Origin of the sequence: Streptomyces sp. NPDC052701 (genome assembly GCF_040678355.1) — a bacterium.
Lineage (GTDB): Bacteria > Actinomycetota > Actinomycetes > Streptomycetales > Streptomycetaceae > Streptomyces.
This window is the reverse complement of record NZ_JBFATO010000004.1, coordinates 215324-233498: the sequence shown is the minus strand read 5'-3', so window position 1 is coordinate 233498 and position 18175 is coordinate 215324. Positions and strand designations below refer to the sequence as shown.

Sequence of the window (18175 nt, the reverse complement as noted above, 5' to 3'; positions counted from 1 at the left end):
TTTTCCGGGCCGACACCCCGCGCACCCGCCCGGGCGCGGCCGTGTCACACTCGTCCCATGCGCGTGTACCTCGGCTCGGACCATGCCGGCTACGAACTGAAGAACCACCTCGTCGAGTGGCTGAAAGAGGCGGGTCACGACCCCGTCGACTGCGGGCCGCACATCTACGACGCCCAGGACGACTACCCGCCCTTCTGCCTGCGGGCCGCCGAGCGGACGGCCGCGGACCCCGACGCCCTCGGCATCGTGATCGGCGGCTCCGGCAACGGCGAGCAGATCGCCGCGAACAAGGTCAAGGGCGTCCGCGCGGCCCTGGCCTGGAGCGAGGAGACGGCGGCGCTGGGCCGCCAGCACAACAACGCCAACGTGGTCGCGGTGGGCGCGCGCATGCACACGCGGGACGAGGCGACCAGGTTCGTCGAGACCTTCCTCGCCACCCCCTTCTCGGGCGACGAGCGCCACGTCCGCCGCATCGACATGCTGAGCGGGTACGAGACCACCGGCGACCTGCCCCCGATCCCGCCGCACCACCCCCAGCAGTAGCCCCGCCGCCTCCCCACCGCCCCGGACCGTCGCGGCGGGGAGGGCGCGGCCCGGGAGCGGCTCAGGCTCCCGGGCGACCGCTTCGGGCGGGCAGGACGCACACCGGAAAGGGGCACCCCGTGCCGGAGGGGCACACCATCCACCGCCTGGCCCAGGACTACGCCGCCGCCTTCGCCGACGGCGCCCCCGTGCGCGTCACCAGCCCCCAGGGCAAGTTCGCCGACGCCGCCGCCCTCCTGGACCGGACCCCGCTGCGCACCGCCGACGCCCACGGCAAGCACCTCTTCCTCGGCTTCGCCGAGTCCTGGGTCCACATCCACCTGGGCCTCTTCGGCAAGGTCACCTTCGGCGCGGCCCCCGCGCCCCCGCCCACGGACACCGTCCGCCTCCGCCTCGCCGGCGCCACCGCCTACGTCGACCTGCGCGGCCCCGCCACCTGCGCCCTGATCACCGACCCCGAGAAGCGCGCGGTACACGACCGCCTGGGCCCCGACCCGCTCCGCCCGGACGCCGACCCGCACACGGCCTACGCGCGGATCTCCCGCAGCCGTACGACGATCGCCGCCCTGCTCATGGACCAGAAGGTCATCGCCGGCGTCGGCAACGTCTACCGGGCCGAGGTCCTCTTCCGCCACCGCATCGACCCCTACCGCCCGGGCAGGGACATCACCCCCGCCGAGTGGGAGTCGATCTGGGCCGACCTCGTCGGGCTCATGCGCGAGGGCGTGCGCACCAACCGCATCGACACCGTCCGCCCGGAGCACACCCCCGAGGCGATGGGCCGCCCGCCCCGCGTCGACGACCACGGCGGCGAGGTCTACGTCTACCGCAGGACCGGCCTGCCCTGCCACGTCTGCGGCGGCCCGGTCCGCACCGCCGGCCTCGCCGCCCGCAACCTCTTCTGGTGCCCCGCCTGCCAGCGGGACTGACCCGGCGCCCGGCGGCGGCTCAGAACCCGTGCGGCAGCCAGGGCGCCACCGTACTGCCGAACCCCGCCGCGGCCTCCGCCAGCGCCCCCCGCCGCACTTCCCGCACCCGCCCGGCCGCCGCCAGCGCCGCCAGGCTCACACCCCCGAGGTACGCGGCCCCCAACTCCCGCACCGACAGCGCGAGATCCGCCGCGTCCGATGTCCGCGCGCAGGACGCCCCCTTCGCGTCCCCGGTCAGCCGCCACCGCCCGGCGTTCCAGGGGCAGAAGTCGTCCGCCACCTCGAACACCACGTCCACCGGCGTCTGATAGGTCCGCGCCTCCAGCGCGGCCCCCACGTCCACCAGCCGTACGTACAGCGCGTCCCGCGTCCGGGGCAGGCACCGCCGGATGTCGGAGACCAGGTACTGCCAGGCGTCGTCGACCGGCCGCGCCCGCACGGAGAGCGTCGTCGTCAGGTCGATGCCGAACAGGAACCGCCACAGCGCCGCGTCCGCCGCCGGATCCAGCGCGGCGGCGTCCTTCAGGACCACCGTGCCGTCGTGCCCGCTGACGCCCCAGCCCGGCTTCACCCGGAACCGGGCGTACCCGACCGTCTCGCCGTCCCGCTCGGCGACGACGCACTGCAGCGGCGACGCGCCCTCCCGGCCGTCCTCCGGGTCGAGCAGCGCCAGCCGCTCCCACCCGGGCCGCCGCTGCAGCATCCCCGGCCGCGCCGGCACCAGGCGCGCGTACAGCGCCTCGCAGGCGCCGAGGACGTCGGCGGGCGCGGCGTACCGCAGCCGTACGCCGTCGGTGCCGGCCGGCACCGACAGGCCCACCCGGCCGGTGTCGATCTCGGCGTTCAGCTGGAAGGTGGCGGCGCCGTACCCGAACCGGCCGTAGATCGCCGGCTCGGAGGCCGTCAGCACGGCCAGCGGCTCGCCCCAGGAACGCACGTCGTCCAACTGCCGCCGCATCATCGACGTCAGCACCCCGCGCCGCCGGTGCGTGGCGGCCACGCTCACCATGGTGACGCCCGCGGCCGGCACCGACGCGCCGCCGGGCACGGTCAGCCGGAACGTGAACGCCCCCGCCGTGCCCACGCAGTCCTCCCCGTCCCAGACGGCGAGGGAACGGCCGAACTCGGTCAGGGAGTTCCACAGTTCGCGCTCCTCGGCCGGGTCCGGGACCCCGCCGAAGCCGCGGACCAGGTTTCCGTACCACTTGTCCCATTCGTTCCGCTGCAGCACTCGCAGCTCGGTCGCGGGGTCGGTCGCGTGAGGGGCCATGGACCATGCCTATCAGGGCGGTCCGGGAGGAGCGAGGGAATTTGGCCGAGTGGCGGCGGAGCGGCCCGCGGTGAAGTTCACTGTGAAGTCGGTCCTCGGACGGGGGACAAGGAGGACCTCCCGTGCCAAGCGGCCGGTCCGATGGATAGGGTCCCGAACTGATGGCAGCAGGACGAGAACGGCGCGCGGCGGCCGAGACGTTCACGGCCCGGTTGAGGAAGCAGTGGCACCGGGCCCGCGTCGGCATGCGCCGGGCCGCCGTGGACTACTTCCGCGGCGACGGCTCGGACTGGGTGGCGCTGGCCGGCCTGCTCCTGATGATCCCGCTGCTGGCGGTGGCGACGCTCGCCAACTCGGTGTGGTTCTCGCCGGCCGCGCTGGTCCTGCCGATCGTCGCGGGCGGCCTGCTGCTGCGCCCGGCGAGCCTGCTGGGCCTGTACGCGGCGGCGGCCACGGCGCTGATCGTGGAGTCCGTGCGGCTCGGCCCCTACACCGAGGGCCCCTCCCGGGTCACTCCGGGGGTGGTCCTGGTCGTCGCGGCCTGCGGCTTCTTCGGCCTGCTGCTCGCCCAGTTCCGCAGCCGGGTCGGCGTGCCCTGGCGGCGCGGCGGCACCATGCTGTTCGACCTGCGCGAGCGCATCCGGGTGCAGAGCAAGCTGCCGAAGCTGCCGGCCGGCTGGCACCGGGAGATGGCCCTGCGGCCGGCGGGCGGCCAGTCCTTCTCGGGCGACTTCGTGGTCGCGGCCCGCACCAACGGCGGCCGCACGCTGGAGGTCGTCCTCACGGACGTCTCGGGCAAGGGCATGGACGCGGGGTCGCGCGCCCTGCTCCTGTCCGGCGCCTTCGGCGGCCTCCTGGGCTCCCTGCCGCCGCACGCCTTCCTCCCGGCCGCGAACGGCTACCTCCTGCGCCAGGACTGGGAGGAGGGCTTCGCGACCTCCATCCACCTCGTCCTGGACCTGGACTCCGGCGACTACGAGCTCTACTCCGCCGGCCACCCGCCCGGTCTCCAGCTCAGCGCGGGCAGCGGCCGCTGGGAGGAGAAGGCGGCCGAGGGCCCGCTGCTCGGTGTGTACGACGGCGCGCAGTTCGACCCCGTGAAGGGCTCGCTCCGCCCGGGCGACGTGCTGATGCTGTTCACGGACGGCCTGGTGGAGACGGCCGACCGCGACATCGTCGAGGGCATCGACCGCCTCACCGGCGAAGCCGACCGCTACGTCGCCGGCGGCTTCCACGGCGCCGCCTGGCACCTCATCGAGGCGGTAGCGAAGGACGTCAACGACGACAGGGCGCTGCTGCTGATCTGCCGGGAGGGCCCCACGGCGCAGGCGCTCCGCTGACCGCGCCCCACCGGCCCCGGCCGCGTCCCCCCGCCCCGGCGCCGGCCGGGTCCCGCAAGCCCGCTCCGGGCGGGGCGCCGCCGGGGGACACTGGGGGAGTGACCGAGACCCCCCGCACCCCGCTGCCCCTCGCCGAGGTCGAGGCCGTCGCGCGTGCCGCGCACGCCGGGCGGACCGACAAGGCGGGACGGCCGTACGCCGAGCACCTGCGCGCCGTGGCGGAGGGCGTGGCGGCGCGCGGCGGCGACGAGGCGCAGATCGCCGCGGCCTGGCTGCACGACGCCGTCGAGGACGGGGTGCTCTGCGAGCGGTGGCTGCGCGAGGCGGCGCTGAGCCGTCGTACGAAGGACATCGTGCTGGCGGTGACCAGGCGGGCCGGGGAGCCGCCGGAGGCGTACGCGGCGCGCATCCTCGCCACCCCCGGCGCGCTGCTGGTGAAGGAGGCGGACCTGGCGCACAACGCGGACCCGGCCCGTCTCGCGGTCCTGGACGGGGCCACCCGCACACGACTGACCGAGAAGTACGCACGGATGCGCGCACTTCTCGGTCTGGGGGATGTCCGGGGCCCGGAAGGCGTCTAGGCGCTGACCTTCTCGCGCGCGGCGCCCTCGCGCTTCTCGCGCTGCTCCCGCTCCCGGGCCAGCTCGGCCGCGTCCCGCTTGAAGGCCCACTCCATCCTGGGCTCCATCGCGAACCGGAAGACCCGCTGGACGGGCTTGGTGCACAGCAGCGTCACGGCGGCGGCCGCGGCGGCGGTCACGGCGACCTGGCCGAGCGGGTGGTGGAACCACGCCGACTCGAACCAGCCCCGGTAGTCGCCGGCCTTCACCAGGAAGCCGTGCAGCAGGTAGCCGTAGAGCGTGCCCGCGCCGAGCGCGGTGAACCACATGGAGCGGCGCGGCACCCACGCGAAGAAGCAGGCGGTCAGCACCAGCGAACAGCCGAACAGCGCGAGCACCATGACCGGTCCGGTCCACCAGGGCGCGCCCAGCTCCTGCGCGGCGTCGCGGTGGTAGAACCACGCGGTGTTCATGCGCGGCACCGCCCACCAGCTGGCGGCCAGCGCGAGGGCGAACACGGGCACCGACGCGATGCGCACCGACCGCCGGCGCACCCGGTGGAAGTGCTCGGGCCTCATCGACAGGCCCAGCACGAAGAACGGCAGGAACTGCAGCACCCGCTGCAGGTCGAGGTCGTCACCGATCTCCGGGGCGGCGGACGCCACCATGGCAAGGCCGAGCGCGAGCGGAAGCGGATGGCGCACCAGCTTCCAGACGGGGGTGGTCAGCCGCCAGATGAACAGCGCGCACAGGAACCAGGTCAGGTACCAGGGGTCGAGGAGGCTGATCTCCTGGTGCGAGTCGCCGTCGATGACACGCTTGAAGAGCGGGTAGGCGGTCTCGAAGACGAGGTAGGGGACGGCGACGCCGGTGATCAGGCGCTTGAGCCGGTCGGGGCGCATGTCGAAACTGCGCGAGAAGAAGCCGGAGATGATGATGAACGCCGGCATGTGGAACGTGTAGACGACCTGGTAGACGGCTTCCAGGAGCCGGCTGTCGCCCTTGAGCGGTTCCCAGGCGTGGCCCATGGCCACCAGCACGATCGCCAGGTACTTGGCGTTGTCGAAGAACGCGTCGCGCTGCTTGCCGTTCTGCTTGGACTGCGGGCTTCGCGGCGCACGCGGGCTCGGCACCCCGTCCGCCGGCGACTGTGCCGGGGGGAGTGGTGTCCTGCGGTGGCCGTACGGTCGCAGCGAGTTCGTCACAGGCCCTCCCACCAGCAACGCGGGGAGAGCGTCCGGGACCTCGCTGCGCTTGCGGGGGACGAGGCAGCGTGGAACATCTGAGGCACCCTAGCGTCGGCTGTGGCTATTCGTAAAACGCTCGACGTCATTCCTGGTTATCCGTTCCCGGTACCCCGGATTCGGGAAAGTTGACACGGCGCCGACGTGATGGCCAACACACCCCCGGAGCGCTGACTGCGCGCGTCACGTCCGCCTTGTTTGTCATGATTCATCCGGACTAAACCGTGCATATGACCAGCAGCCGACTCCGGTGGAATGTCCGCTTCCGCGCTCTTCGCGGGCTGTCCCCGGGGCCGTTGGGATGCCGTTGGGGGCAATTCGAATTAGCTGCGGACGGGTTGCGTGGAAGCGGAAACGATCCGGTCGAATTCCCGTGTGAGTGCTCCCCCGAATTGCTGTGCGAAGTGCGGCGGTTGGACCCGCCCGCGCGCACGCGCGCGTGGTACCCGGCACGGCGGACCCGGACTGTGCGTCACCTGCCGCATAGGGCGGCCCGGTTGGTGGCACGATGGTTCTGGCGGGGTGCGCGGGGTCGCGTCCCCGGGCCGGGAGAGCGGACCGACCGAGGGTGTGATCAGTTGTGGCCATTTCACTGTCTGTGGTGCTGCTGTTGGCGATCATCCTGGTGGTGCTCCTGAGAGGGGGGTCCCTCAAGGCCGGCCCGGCGATCGTCGCGGTGCTCTTCGGCTTCTTCCTCGCCTCGACCGGTATGGCTCCCTCCATCAACCGCTTCCTCAACTCGATCGCGGAAACGATCAACTCGATCAGCTTCTGACCCGACGGCCCGGCCGCGCCGGGTCTCCCGGTGCTCCGGCCGTACCGCACGGCCCGGCTCCCGCGGCGGGTGGACACGCTCATCCCGATCGACGGCGCGTGACGCAGGGCGTACGGGGACGGCGCCGCGCGAGCCGGATCCGGCGGAGGCCGGCGGCCACCGCGCCGAGGGCCGCCCCGGACTCCGGCGGCACGGGCGTGGTCCACCCGGCCCCTCCGCCTCCGGCCGCCGCCTCGCCCCGAAGGCGTGCGCGGGCAGCAGGCCGCCGGCGGCGAGTTCCGCGCCCCTCCCGTCGCGAGGCGGCCGCCGCCCGCCGGGCCGGCGGCACCTCCACCGCTCCCGTCCGCGGACCCGGACGCTGGCGCGCCGCGCCCCCGGACGGCGACCGGGCCGGCTCTGTGCCCCCTCGACGCCGGGAGCGGCGGGGCCCGCCGGACGCGCCCGGTGCCACGCGCCCCGCCGTGCGCCGCCCCCGTCGGCAGCCCGGGACGGCCGGCGCGCACCCCGTCCACGGCACCCTCTGCTTCACCTGCCCGGCGGCGCCCGCCCGCCCGATCCTCCCGGACGCCGGGCGCCGCCCGGGGAGGCCGGCCCGGCGTCGGACGACCCGGCCCGCCCGCCGTCTCCGGCACCCGCGTCCGCCTCGCCGAGCGGCCGGCCGCCCCGAACCCGAGCGCCGGTGCGGCCGGGGCCGCCCACCCCGGCCGCACCGGGCCCGAATCCGTCCCCGCCGGCGCTCGTCCCGGCCAGCGACGCGCCGTACGCCCCGCACGGCGTCCGCTGCGTGTACACGGTGGGGGTACGCGGGCGTGAACGTCCGCGGCCGGCGCGGACCGGGACGGGCACGGCCGGGGCGGGCAGGACCGGGGCGGGCAGGACCGGGGCGGGCAGGACCGGGGCGGGCAGGACCGGGGCGGGCACCCCGGAAAACACCCGGGGCCGGGCGGAGGATCGTCTCCTCCGCCCGGCCCCGGGCCGTCGAGCGGGCGACGGGAATCGAACCCGCGTAGCCAGTTTGGAAGACTGGGGCTCTACCATTGAGCTACGCCCGCACACAGTGCGCCGCAGGTCGGGCGACCGCGGCACAGAAGGCATCGTAGCGGGTCGTCCCCCTCCGCCGCACGCCCCGTCGCGCGGGTACCTGATCTTCACCGGCCCGCGGAATTGCGGCGGCCCCGGCGCCCGGCGGCATGTACCCTACGTCTCGCACCAGACGGGGTGTGGCGCAGCTTGGTAGCGCGTCCGCTTTGGGAGCGGAAGGCCGTGGGTTCAAATCCCGCCACCCCGACCAGCCACCCGATCACCTGGCGTGATGACTCCCCGGTCGCCCCGAGATCACCCGGGGACCGCCTCGGGTGATCGCCTTTTGGGCGGTGTAGTCGCTGCCGTTACTATGCAAGCTGCACGCCCGTATGTCTCAGCGTCTGCAGTCCTCCGGGCGGCGCAGTCCGCCGGGCCGCTCTGGCTCCGGCAGAAACCAAGCAGTCAGCCACAAGGAGACCGAACCGTGAAGAGCGCCGTGGAGACCCTGAACCCGACCCGGGTTCGGCTCACTGTCGAGGTGCCCTTCGAGGAGCTCAAGGACAGCCTCGACGCGGCGTACAAGAAGATCAACCAGCAGGTCACGGTGAAGGGCTTCCGCAAGGGCAAGGTCCCGGCCCGGGTCATCGACCAGCGGTTCGGCCGCGGTGCCGTGCTGGAGGAGGCCGTCAACGACGCGCTGCCGAAGTTCTACACCGACGCGGTCAACGAGGCCGAGCTGAGCCCGCTGGGCCAGCCCGAGGTCGACATCACGGAGCTGAAGGACGGCGAGACGCTGAACTTCACCGCTGAGGTCGACGTCCGCCCGGCCATCGAGATCCCGGACTACTCCGGCATCGAGGTCGAGGTCGACGCCGTCGAGGTCACCGACGAGGACGTCGAGAAGTCGGTCGAGCAGCTCCGCGAGCGCTTCGCCTCCACCTCCCCGGTCGAGCGCGCCGCCGAGGACGGCGACGTCGTCACCATCGACCTGCAGGCCAAGGTCGACGGCGAGGTCCTCGAGGACGGCATCGCCAACGGCGTCTCCTACACGATCGGCTCCGGTGAGCTGCTGGACGGCATCGACGACGCCGTGAAGGGGCTGTCCGCCGGCGAGGAGGCCACCTTCACCTCCGAGCTCAAGGGCGGCTCGGCGGCCGGCAAGGAGGCCGAGGTCACCGTCAAGGTCACCCAGGTCGCCAAGCGGGAACTGCCCGAGCTGGACGACGAGTTCGCGCAGCTCGCCTCCGAGTTCGACACCCTCGAGGAGCTGAGGGCCGACAGCCGCAAGCGCCTGGAGAACATGAAGCGCTACGACCAGGCCACGCAGGCCCAGGAGCGCGTCCTGGACAAGCTGCTGGAGCTGGTCGAGGTCCCGGTCCCCGAGAAGCTCCTCGAGGACGAGATCAACACCCGCAAGCACAACCTCGAGCACCACCAGCTCGGCCAGATGGGCCTCACCCTCGACAAGTACCTGGAGCTCCAGGGCAAGACCGCCGAGGAGTTCGAGAACGAGACCCGCGAGGCCGCGGTCAAGGGCATCAAGACCCAGTTCGTGCTCGACGAGCTGGTCAAGCAGGAGAAGCTCAACGTCAACCAGGAGGAGCTCACCGAGCACCTCATGCGGCGCGCGGCCTCCTCCGGCATGTCCCCCGACCAGTTCGCCCAGGCCGTCGTCGAGGGCGGCCAGGTTCCGCTCCTGGTCGGCGAGGTCGCCCGCGGCAAGGCGCTGGCCGCCGTGGTCGAGAAGGCCACGGTCAAGGACACCAACGGCGAGATCGTCGACCTGGACGACGAGGACGACGAGGACGAGGCCGCGTCCGAGGCCGCCGAGGGCGAGAGCGCCGAGGCCTCCGAGACCGCCGGGGAGAAGACCGAGGGCTGAGCCGCACGGCACCTCGGACAGGCGGGACCGATACGTGGGACGGGCTCCGGGTACGCGTGCGACCCGGGGCCCGTCGCCGTTCCCGGCGGGCGCTACGCCCCCGGCGAACACCCCCCGCTACGGGATTCCCCGAAGGGGCCCCCGCGTTAGGGTCCATGAATACGCAGAACACGTGAGACGGCCCGGCGCCGTCGCAAGACGAGCAGGTGGATACGTGACGAATCTGATGCCCTCCGCCGCCGGCGAGCCTTCCATCGGTGGTGGCCTCGGCGACCAGGTCTACAGCCGGCTGCTCAACGAGCGGATCATCTTCCTCGGCCAGCCGGTCGACGACGACATCGCAAACCGGATCACCGCACAGCTGCTGCTCCTTGCCGCCGACCCGGACAAGGACATTTACCTGTACATCAACAGCCCCGGCGGTTCGATCACGGCCGGCATGGCGATCTACGACACCATGCAGTACATCAAGAACGACGTGGTGACCATCGCCATGGGCCTGGCGGCCTCCATGGGCCAGTTCCTGCTCAGCGCGGGCACCCCCGGCAAGCGCTTCGCGCTGCCGAACGCCGAGATCCTGATCCACCAGCCCTCCGCCGGCCTGGCCGGCTCGGCCTCGGACATCAAGATCCACGCCGAGCGGCTGCTGCACACCAAGAAGCGCATGGCCGAGCTCACCGCCCAGCACACGGGCCAGACGGTCGAGCAGATCACCCGGGACTCGGACCGCGACCGCTGGTTCGACGCCTTCGAGGCCAAGGAGTACGGCCTCATCGACGACGTGATCGCCACGGCCGCCGGCATGCCGGGCGGCGGCGGTACGGGGGCCTGAGAGAGGCCCCCACGGGGCCTGCGAGGCCCCGTGGGGCCGGGATGAGTCCCGTCCCAGCCCGGGAGCGCCCCGCGGGGCGCCTCGGGCTCCGTACGGGCCCAGCGACCCCAGACAGCCCCAGCCGACCGCCCCAGCCCTTTTCAGGAGACACCGTGAACGACTTCCCCGGCAGCGGCCTCTACGACCGCACGCGCGCCGAGTACACCGGCCCCGCGGCCGAGTCCCGCTACGTCATCCCGCGCTTCGTCGAGCGCACCTCCCAGGGCATCCGCGAGTACGACCCGTACGCGAAGCTCTTCGAGGAGCGCGTGATCTTCCTCGGCGTCCAGATCGACGACGCCTCCGCCAACGACGTCATGGCGCAGCTGCTGTGCCTGGAGTCGATGGACCCCGACCGGGACATCTCGGTCTACATCAACAGCCCCGGTGGCTCCTTCACGGCGCTCACGGCGATCTACGACACGATGCAGTACGTGAAGCCGGACATCCAGACGGTCTGCATGGGCCAGGCGGCCTCCGCCGCGGCCGTGCTGCTGGCCGCCGGCACGCCGGGCAAGCGCATGGCGCTGCCCAACGCCCGCGTGCTGATCCACCAGCCGTACAGCGAGACCGGCCGTGGCCAGGTCTCCGACCTGGAGATCGCCGCTAACGAGATCCTCCGCATGCGCACGCAGCTGGAGGAGATGCTGGCCAAGCACTCCACGCAGCCGCTCGAGAAGATCCGCGAGGACATCGAGCGCGACAAGATCCTCACGGCCGAGGACGCGCTGCAGTACGGCCTGATCGACCAGATCATCACCACCCGCAAGATGGACAACGCCGCCCTGCGGTAAGGGGGAGGCTGTATCGTCTGCCGCCCCTTGGCACGGTTTGGCACGGTCCACGTCAAAGCGAACCGTGCCAAGGGGGGCCCGAACGGGGGGCCCGGCAAGGTACCGTCGGACATAAGGCAGCACCAGGAGCCGCTGGACGTTGACGTCCAGGCGTCTCCCAGGCGAAGGGGAAGCACACCGTGGCACGCATCGGTGACGGCGGCGATCTGCTCAAGTGCTCGTTCTGCGGGAAGAGCCAGAAGCAGGTCAAGAAGCTCATCGCAGGGCCCGGTGTGTACATCTGCGACGAGTGCATCGACCTCTGCAACGAGATCATCGAGGAAGAACTCGCGGAGACCAGCGAGGTGCGCTGGGAGGAACTCCCCAAGCCCCGCGAGATCTACGAGTTCCTCGAGGGCTACGTGGTCGGCCAGGAGGCCGCCAAGAAGGCCCTGTCCGTCGCGGTGTACAACCACTACAAACGGGTCCAGGCCGGTGAGAACGGCGGCGCCCAGGGCCGCGACGACGCCATCGAGCTGGCGAAGTCCAACATCCTGCTGCTGGGCCCCACGGGCTCCGGCAAGACGCTGCTCGCCCAGACCCTGGCCCGCATGCTGAACGTCCCGTTCGCCATCGCCGACGCCACGGCGCTCACCGAGGCGGGGTACGTCGGCGAGGACGTCGAGAACATCCTGCTCAAGCTGATCCAGGCCGCCGACTACGACGTCAAGAAGGCCGAGACCGGGATCATCTACATCGACGAGATCGACAAGGTCGCGCGCAAGAGCGAGAACCCCTCGATCACGCGTGACGTGAGCGGCGAGGGCGTCCAGCAGGCCCTGCTGAAGATCCTGGAGGGCACCACGGCCTCGGTTCCGCCCCAGGGCGGCCGCAAGCACCCCCACCAGGAGTTCATCCAGATCGACACGACGAACGTCCTGTTCATCGTGGGCGGCGCCTTCGCCGGCCTGGAGAAGATCATCGAGGCCCGGGCGGGCGCCAAGGGCATCGGCTTCGGCGCGCAGATCCGCTCCAAGCGCGAGATGGAGTCCAAGGACCAGTTCGAGGAGGTCATGCCGGAGGACCTGGTCAAGTTCGGCATGATCCCCGAGTTCATCGGCCGTCTCCCCGTCATCACCTCGGTGCACAACCTCGACCGCGAGGCCCTGCTGAAGATCCTGGTCGAGCCGCGCAACGCGCTGGTCAAGCAGTACCAGCGGCTGTTCGAACTCGACGGGGTGGAGCTGGACTTCGAGCGCGAGGCGCTGGAGGCCATCGCCGACCAGGCCATCCTGCGCCAGACCGGCGCGCGGGGTCTGAGGGCCATCATGGAGGAGGTCCTCCAGGGCGTGATGTACGAGGTCCCGTCCCGCAAGGACGTGGCCCGGGTCGTGATCACCGCCGACGTCGTCCTGTCGAACGTCAACCCGACGCTGATCCCGCGGGACGCGCGCGGACGCGGGCCGGGCGAGCAGAAGACGGCGTGACACGGACACGGAAGGGGCCCCGGTCGACGGACCGGGGCCCCTTCGCCGTCGGGGGGTGCCGGGTCAGGACTCGACCCGGATCTCCTGGCGGAGCTTGGTGGTGATGTCGACCGCGGTGTCCCTGGGGACGCCCGTGCCGGTGTTGTCGCCGGGCGACACCATGGCGACCGTGCTGTAGTCGGCCCAGGCGCAGAACCAGTCGGTCGACTCCTTCTTGGTCAGCGCGTTGGTGCTCTTGGTCGACTGGCACTTGGCGACCGCGCCGTCGATCTTGACTTCCTCGGGGTCGCCGACCAGCCGGGCGTTCTGCATGCCGCCCGAGGAGCTCGAGGAGCTCTCCTTGACCTCCTTCTGGATGGAGGCGAAGAACTTGTCCAGGGTCGCCTGGGGGTCGGCGATCTTGCCGTAACCGCCCACCATGGTCATGCCCTTGGCGGTGAGCAGCTCGGACTGGTCGGGGAGGTCGCCGGCGTCGGGGTTCTGCGGGTCGTAGTCGCCGAAGTCGGCCGTCGACCACTGCCCGATGACGGCCGTGCCGTTCTCGACGCCGCTCTTCTCCATGTCCTTCGAGGTGCTGGAGTCGCTGCTCTTGTTGCCCTCGCCGACCCGCTTGTACTCGCTGAGCACCGTCTGCGGCGTCGACAGCTTGTGCGGGCCGTCGTCCTCCAGGCCACCGCCCGCACCGCCGCCCCCGCCGAGCACGAGGAACGCGCCCACGCCGATCGCTGCCACGACCGCCACCGCGCCGATGATCAGGCCGGTCTTCTTCTTGCCGCCGCCCGGCGCCGGGGGCTGGGGCACGCCGTAGGGGGCCTGGCCGTAGGGCGGCTGCTGGCCGTACGGAGGCTGCTGGGGCGGGACGCCCTGCGGGGGCTGCTGCGGGTAGCCGTAGCCGGGCTGGGCGGGCGGGGCCTGCTGGGGGTAGCCGTAGCCGGGCTGGGGGGCCTGCGGCGGCTGGCCGTACGGTCCCGGCTGGCCGTACGGCCCGGGCTGCTGGGGCTGCCCGCCGTACGGGCCCGGCTGGTTGTAGCTCATTTCTGGGTTCCCCTCCAGATGCCTATGTGTTCCAGACATCCTGGCCCAGACACAGCGTGTCCATGGCATCGGGGGGTCGCACCGTTACAAAGCAAACGCGTTTCGGGACGGGGCCGTGACACCTCTAAACTGACCCCCGTGACCGAGAACACTCAGCAGCCGCCAGCAGCGCCCACGACCGAACTGCCGACCCAGTACACGCCGGCCGAGGTAGAGGGGAAGCTGTACGAGCGCTGGGTGGAACGGGGTTACTTCGAGGCGGACGCCAAGAGCGACAAGCCGCCGTACACCATCGTCATCCCGCCGCCGAACGTCACCGGCTCGCTCCACCTGGGGCACGCCTTCGAGCACACCCTCATCGACGCCCTCACGCGCCGCAAGCGCATGCAGGGGTACGAGACGCTGTGGCAGCCCGGCATGGACCACGCCGGCATCGCCACGCAGAACGTCGTCGAGCGCGAGCTCGGCAAGGAGGGCAAGTCCCGGCACGACCTGGGCCGTGAGGCGTTCGTCGAGCGGGTCTGGCGGTGGAAGGCCGAGTCCGGCGGGCAGATCTCCGGGCAGATGCGCCGCCTCGGCGACGGCGTCGCCTGGTCGCGTGAGCGCTTCACGATGGACGAGGGCCTGTCCAAGGCCGTCCAGACCATCTTCAAGCGCCTTTACGACGACGAGCTGATCTACCGTGCCGAGCGCATCATCAACTGGTGCCCGCGCTGCCTGACCGCCATCTCCGACATCGAGGTGGAGTACCAGGACGACGACGGCGAGCTCGTCTCCATCCGGTACGGCGAGGGCGAGGACTCCATCGTCGTGGCCACCACCCGCGCCGAGACGATGCTCGGTGACACGGCCGTCGCCGTCCATCCCGAGGACGAGCGCTACCGGCACCTCGTCGGCCGCGAGATCGAGCTGCCGCTGACCGGCCGCCGCATCCCGGTCGTCGCCGACGCGCACGTCGACCCCGAGTTCGGGACGGGTGCCGTCAAGGTCACCCCCGCCCACGACCCGAACGACTTCGAGATCGGCCAGCGCCACGACCTGCCGGCGCTGACGATCATGGACGAGCACGCGGTCATCACCGCCCACGGCCCCTTCCAGGGCCTGGACCGGCTGGAGGCCCGCTCCGCCATCGTCGCCGCGCTGCGCGCCGAGGGCCGGATCGTCGCCGAGAAGCGGCCCTACGTCCACTCCGTCGGCCACTGCTCGCGCTGCAAGACCACCATCGAGCCGCGCCTGTCCATGCAGTGGTGGGTCAAGGTCGGCCCGCTCGCCAAGGCCGCCGGCGACGCGGTCCGCGAGGGCAAGGTCAAGATCCACCCGCAGGAGATGGAGAAGCGGTACTTCGACTGGGTCGACAACCTCCACGACTGGTGCATCTCGCGCCAGCTGTGGTGGGGCCACCGCATCCCGGTCTGGTACGGCCCGAACGGCGAGGTCGTCTGCGTCGGCCCCGACGAGCAGCCGCCGAGCGGCGAGGGCTGGCGTCAGGACTCCGACGTCCTGGACACCTGGTTCTCCTCCGGCCTGTGGCCGTTCTCCACGCTGGGCTGGCCCGAGCAGACCGAGAGCCTGGCGAAGTTCTACCCGAACTCCGTCCTGGTCACCGGCTACGACATCCTCTTCTTCTGGGTCGCCCGGATGATGATGTTCGGCCTGTACGCGATGGACGGCACCCCGCCGTTCCACACCATCGCCCTGCACGGCATGGTCCGTGACCAGAACGGCAAGAAGATGTCGAAGTCCTTCGGGAACGTCGTCGACCCGCTGGACTGGATGGACAAGTACGGCTCGGACGCGCTCCGCTTCACGCTGGCGCGCGGCGCCAACCCGGGCGTCGACGTCCCGATCGGCGAGGACTGGGTCCAGGGCTCGCGCAACTTCGCCAACAAGGTCTGGAACGCCACGCGCTTCGCGCTGATGAACGGCGCCACGGTGGCCGGCCCGCTGCCGGACGCGTCGCGGATGTCCCCCACCGACCGGTGGATCCTGTCCCGGCTGAACTCCGTGGTCGCCGAGGTCGATGCGTACTACGAGGACTACCAGTTCGCGAAGCTGTCCGACGCCCTGTTCCACTTCGCCTGGGACGAGGTCTTCGACTGGTACGTCGAGCTGTCCAAGACCACCTTCCAGCAGGGCGGCGAGGCGGCCGAGGTCAGCAAGCGCGTCCTGGGCGAGGTCCTCGACGTCACCCTGCGCCTGCTCCACCCGGTCGTCCCGTTCGTGACGGAGACGCTGTGGACCACGCTGACCGGCGGCGAGTCGGTCGTCATCGCCGATTGGCCGGCCGACAGCGGCTTCCGCGACCCGGCCGCGGAGCGGGAGATCGAGACCCTCCAGTCGCTGATCACCGAGGTCCGCCGCTTCCGCGCCGACCAGGGCCTGCAGCCCGGGCAGCGGGTCCCGGCCCGGCTGGCCCTCCAGGACACGGCCCTGGCCCGGCACGAGGCGGCCATCCGCCAGCTGCTGCGCCTCCAGCCGGAGGGCGAGGCCTTCACGGCCACGGCGACGCTGCCGGTGGCGGGCGTCGAGGTGGCGCTGGACCTGTCCGGCGCGATCGACGTCGCGGCCGAGCGCAAGCGCCTGGCCAAGGACCTCGCCGCCGCCGAGAAGGAGAAGGCGCAGGCCACGGCCAAGCTGGGCAACGAGGCGTTCCTCGCCAAGGCGCCGGAGCAGGTCGTGGACAAGATCCGCACGCGGCTCGCGAAGGCCGAGGAGGACATCGCGCGGATCCAGGCGCAGCTGGAGAAGCTGCCGCAGGCGTAGGACCCCGTACGCGGGCGAAGGCCCCCGGTGCCCTGCCGGCACCGGGGGCCTTCACGTCCCTCAGGGGGCGGGGAACTGCGCGGGCGGCCACGGACGCCCCGCACTCCGCGCCACCGCCCACGCCACCCCCACCCTTGTCACCGCCGCTCCGTAGACTGGCTCCGTGAGCGACATCCCCGGCACCGACGACCAGCCCGACCCCCTCGACTCCTTCGACGAGATCATCGCCGAGGAGACCACCCGTGACCCCGACCTCGCGGTCATCGAGGCCGGCAGCCGCACCCTGCGCACGCAGGGCGGGCCGCCGCAGGCCGACGTGCCCGCGCGCCCCGAGGACCCCGAGGTGGACAAGGCCCTGCGCGAGGTCGAGGCGGAGCTCGCGACCCGCTGGGGCGAGACCAAGCTGGAGCCCTCCGTCAGCCGGATCTCCGCGCTGATGGACGTCCTCGGCGAGCCGCAGCGGTCCTACCCGTCCCTCCACATCACGGGGACGAACGGCAAGACCTCCACCGCCCGCATGATCGAGGCCCTGCTCGGCGCCTTCGAGCTGCGCACCGGGCGGTACACCTCGCCGCACGTGCAGTCCGTCACCGAGCGGATCAGCCTCGACGGCGCCCCGATCTCCGCCGAGCGGTTCATCGAGACGTACCAGGACATCAAGCCCTACGTCGAGATGGTCGACTCCCGGCAGGAGTACCGGCTGTCCTTCTTCGAGGTGCTCACCGGCATGGCGTACGCCGCCTTCGCCGACGCGCCCGTGGACGTGGCCGTCGTCGAGGTCGGCATGGGCGGCAGCTGGGACGCCACCAACGTGATCGACGGGGACGTCGCCGTCGTCACGCCCATCGACCTGGACCACACCGACCGGCTCGGCTCCACGCCCGCCGAGATCGCGACCGAGAAGGCCGGGATCATCAAGCGGGGCGCGACCGTGATCCTGGCCCAGCAGCCCGTCGACGCGGCGCAGGTGCTCCTGAGGAAGGCCGCGGACGCCGAGGCCACGGTGGCCCGCGAGGGGCTGGAGTTCGGGGTCGTCTCGCGGCAGGTCGCCGTCGGCGGGCAGCTGCTGACCCTGCGCGGGCTCGGCGGCGAGTACACCGACGTCTACCTTCCCCTGCACGGCGCCTACCAGGCGCACAACGCCGCCGTCGCGCTCGCCGCCGTCGAGGCGTTCTTCGGGGTCGGTGCGCAGCGGGCCGGGCAGCTCGACGCCGAGACCGTGCGCAAGGCCTTCGCCTCCGTCGCCTCACCCGGGCGCCTGGAGGTCGTACGGCGCTCGCCCACGGTCGTGCTGGACGCCGCCCACAACCCGGCGGGCGCGCGGGCCACCGCCGAGGCGGTCGGGGAGGCCTTCCAGTTCAGCCGACTCATCGGGGTCGTCGGCGCGAGCGGCGACAAGAACGTCCGTGGGCTCCTGGAGGCCTTCGAGCCGGTCTTCGCCGAGGTCGTGGTCACCCGGAACTCCAGCCACCGCGCGATGGACGTCGACGAGCTGGCCGCGATCGCCGTCGAGGTGTTCGGCGAGGACCGCGTGCAGGTCGAGCCCCGGCTGCCGGACGCGCTGGAGGCCGCGATCACGCTCGCCGAGGAGGAGGGCGAGTTCGCGGGCGGCGGCGTCCTCGTGACCGGCTCCGTCATCACCGTCGGCGAGGCCCGACTGCTCCTCGGAAAGGGCTGACT

At 71.9% G+C, this 18175-nt stretch carries 14 protein-coding genes and 2 tRNA genes; 12 read left to right on the top strand and 4 right to left on the bottom strand.

All coding sequences use genetic code 11. From position 1 onward, the window contains the following. Positions 1–57: 57 nt before the first annotated feature. Positions 58–543 carry a ribose-5-phosphate isomerase gene (locus tag AB0L29_RS07830; RefSeq protein WP_365824454.1) on the top strand — a complete coding sequence of 162 codons (486 nt, stop codon included), beginning with the start codon at positions 58–60 and terminating at the stop codon, positions 541–543. 119 nt (positions 544–662) lie between these two features. Continuing rightward, the gene (locus AB0L29_RS07825) at positions 663–1472 is read left to right on the top strand and encodes a DNA-formamidopyrimidine glycosylase family protein (RefSeq protein ID WP_365824452.1); all 810 of its coding nucleotides are present in this window, start codon (positions 663–665) and stop codon (positions 1470–1472) included. A gap of 19 nt (positions 1473–1491) precedes the next feature. Here the strand turns inward: AB0L29_RS07825 and AB0L29_RS07820 are convergent, their stop codons facing one another. Continuing rightward, on the bottom strand, positions 1492–2742 hold the full coding sequence (locus AB0L29_RS07820) for a GNAT family N-acetyltransferase (RefSeq protein ID WP_365824450.1): 1251 nt from the start codon (positions 2740–2742) through the stop codon (positions 1492–1494). A 161-nt stretch (positions 2743–2903) separates the two neighbouring features. On the opposite strand from AB0L29_RS07820, the gene AB0L29_RS07815 reads away from it, so the two are divergent. Both AB0L29_RS07815 and AB0L29_RS07810 read left to right on the top strand, forming a co-directional pair. Further along, positions 2904–4082 carry a PP2C family protein-serine/threonine phosphatase gene (locus tag AB0L29_RS07815; protein ID WP_365824448.1) on the top strand — a complete coding sequence of 393 codons (1179 nt, stop codon included), beginning with the start codon at positions 2904–2906 and terminating at the stop codon, positions 4080–4082. Positions 4083–4180: 98 nt separating this feature from the next. Beyond that, positions 4181–4663: an HD domain-containing protein gene (locus AB0L29_RS07810; protein WP_365824446.1), complete on the top strand. Its 483-nt coding sequence runs from the start codon at positions 4181–4183 to the stop codon at positions 4661–4663. Here AB0L29_RS07810 and AB0L29_RS07805 read toward each other — a convergent pair. Beyond that, on the bottom strand, positions 4660–5775 hold the full coding sequence (locus tag AB0L29_RS07805) for an acyltransferase family protein (protein ID WP_365824444.1): 1116 nt from the start codon (positions 5773–5775) through the stop codon (positions 4660–4662). The genes AB0L29_RS07810 and AB0L29_RS07805 overlap by 4 nt on opposite strands. A gap of 691 nt (positions 5776–6466) precedes the next feature. Between AB0L29_RS07805 and AB0L29_RS07800 the strand changes: the two genes are divergently transcribed. Continuing rightward, positions 6467–6661, top strand: a complete 195-nt coding sequence (locus AB0L29_RS07800) for a hypothetical protein (protein WP_365824442.1) — start codon at positions 6467–6469, stop codon at positions 6659–6661. A gap of 981 nt (positions 6662–7642) precedes the next feature. On the opposite strand, the gene AB0L29_RS07795 is transcribed toward AB0L29_RS07800, so the two are convergent. Beyond that, positions 7643–7713, bottom strand: a tRNA-Gly gene (locus tag AB0L29_RS07795). 162 nt (positions 7714–7875) lie between these two features. Here AB0L29_RS07795 and AB0L29_RS07790 point away from each other — a divergent pair. From AB0L29_RS07790 to clpX, 5 genes are all read left to right on the top strand, one after another. Next, positions 7876–7952 (top strand) — tRNA-Pro (locus AB0L29_RS07790). 216 nt (positions 7953–8168) lie between these two features. Continuing rightward, entirely contained in the window at positions 8169–9566 is a 1398-nt protein-coding gene (gene tig, locus AB0L29_RS07785) for a trigger factor (RefSeq protein ID WP_365824440.1), read from the top strand. Between the two features lie 226 nt (positions 9567–9792). After that, entirely contained in the window at positions 9793–10398 is a 606-nt protein-coding gene (locus AB0L29_RS07780) for an ATP-dependent Clp protease proteolytic subunit (protein ID WP_260827270.1), read from the top strand. 152 nt (positions 10399–10550) lie between these two features. Further along, positions 10551–11231, top strand: a complete 681-nt coding sequence (locus AB0L29_RS07775) for an ATP-dependent Clp protease proteolytic subunit (RefSeq protein ID WP_365824438.1) — start codon at positions 10551–10553, stop codon at positions 11229–11231. Positions 11232–11410: 179 nt separating this feature from the next. Next, positions 11411–12697, top strand: a complete 1287-nt coding sequence (gene clpX, locus AB0L29_RS07770) for an ATP-dependent Clp protease ATP-binding subunit ClpX (RefSeq protein ID WP_365824436.1) — start codon at positions 11411–11413, stop codon at positions 12695–12697. 63 nt (positions 12698–12760) lie between these two features. On the opposite strand, the gene AB0L29_RS07765 is transcribed toward clpX, so the two are convergent. Next, complete coding sequence (locus AB0L29_RS07765) at positions 12761–13732, bottom strand: hypothetical protein (RefSeq protein ID WP_365824434.1); 972 nt, start codon at positions 13730–13732, stop codon at positions 12761–12763. A 138-nt stretch (positions 13733–13870) separates the two neighbouring features. On the opposite strand from AB0L29_RS07765, the gene AB0L29_RS07760 reads away from it, so the two are divergent. Then, positions 13871–16495 (top strand): valine--tRNA ligase, encoded by a 2625-nt coding sequence (locus AB0L29_RS07760; RefSeq protein ID WP_365824432.1) that lies wholly within the window; start codon positions 13871–13873, stop codon positions 16493–16495. Positions 16496–16658: 163 nt separating this feature from the next. Continuing rightward, on the top strand, positions 16659–18173 hold the full coding sequence (locus AB0L29_RS07755) for a folylpolyglutamate synthase/dihydrofolate synthase family protein (RefSeq protein ID WP_365824431.1): 1515 nt from the start codon (positions 16659–16661) through the stop codon (positions 18171–18173). Positions 18174–18175: the final 2 nt, after the last annotated feature.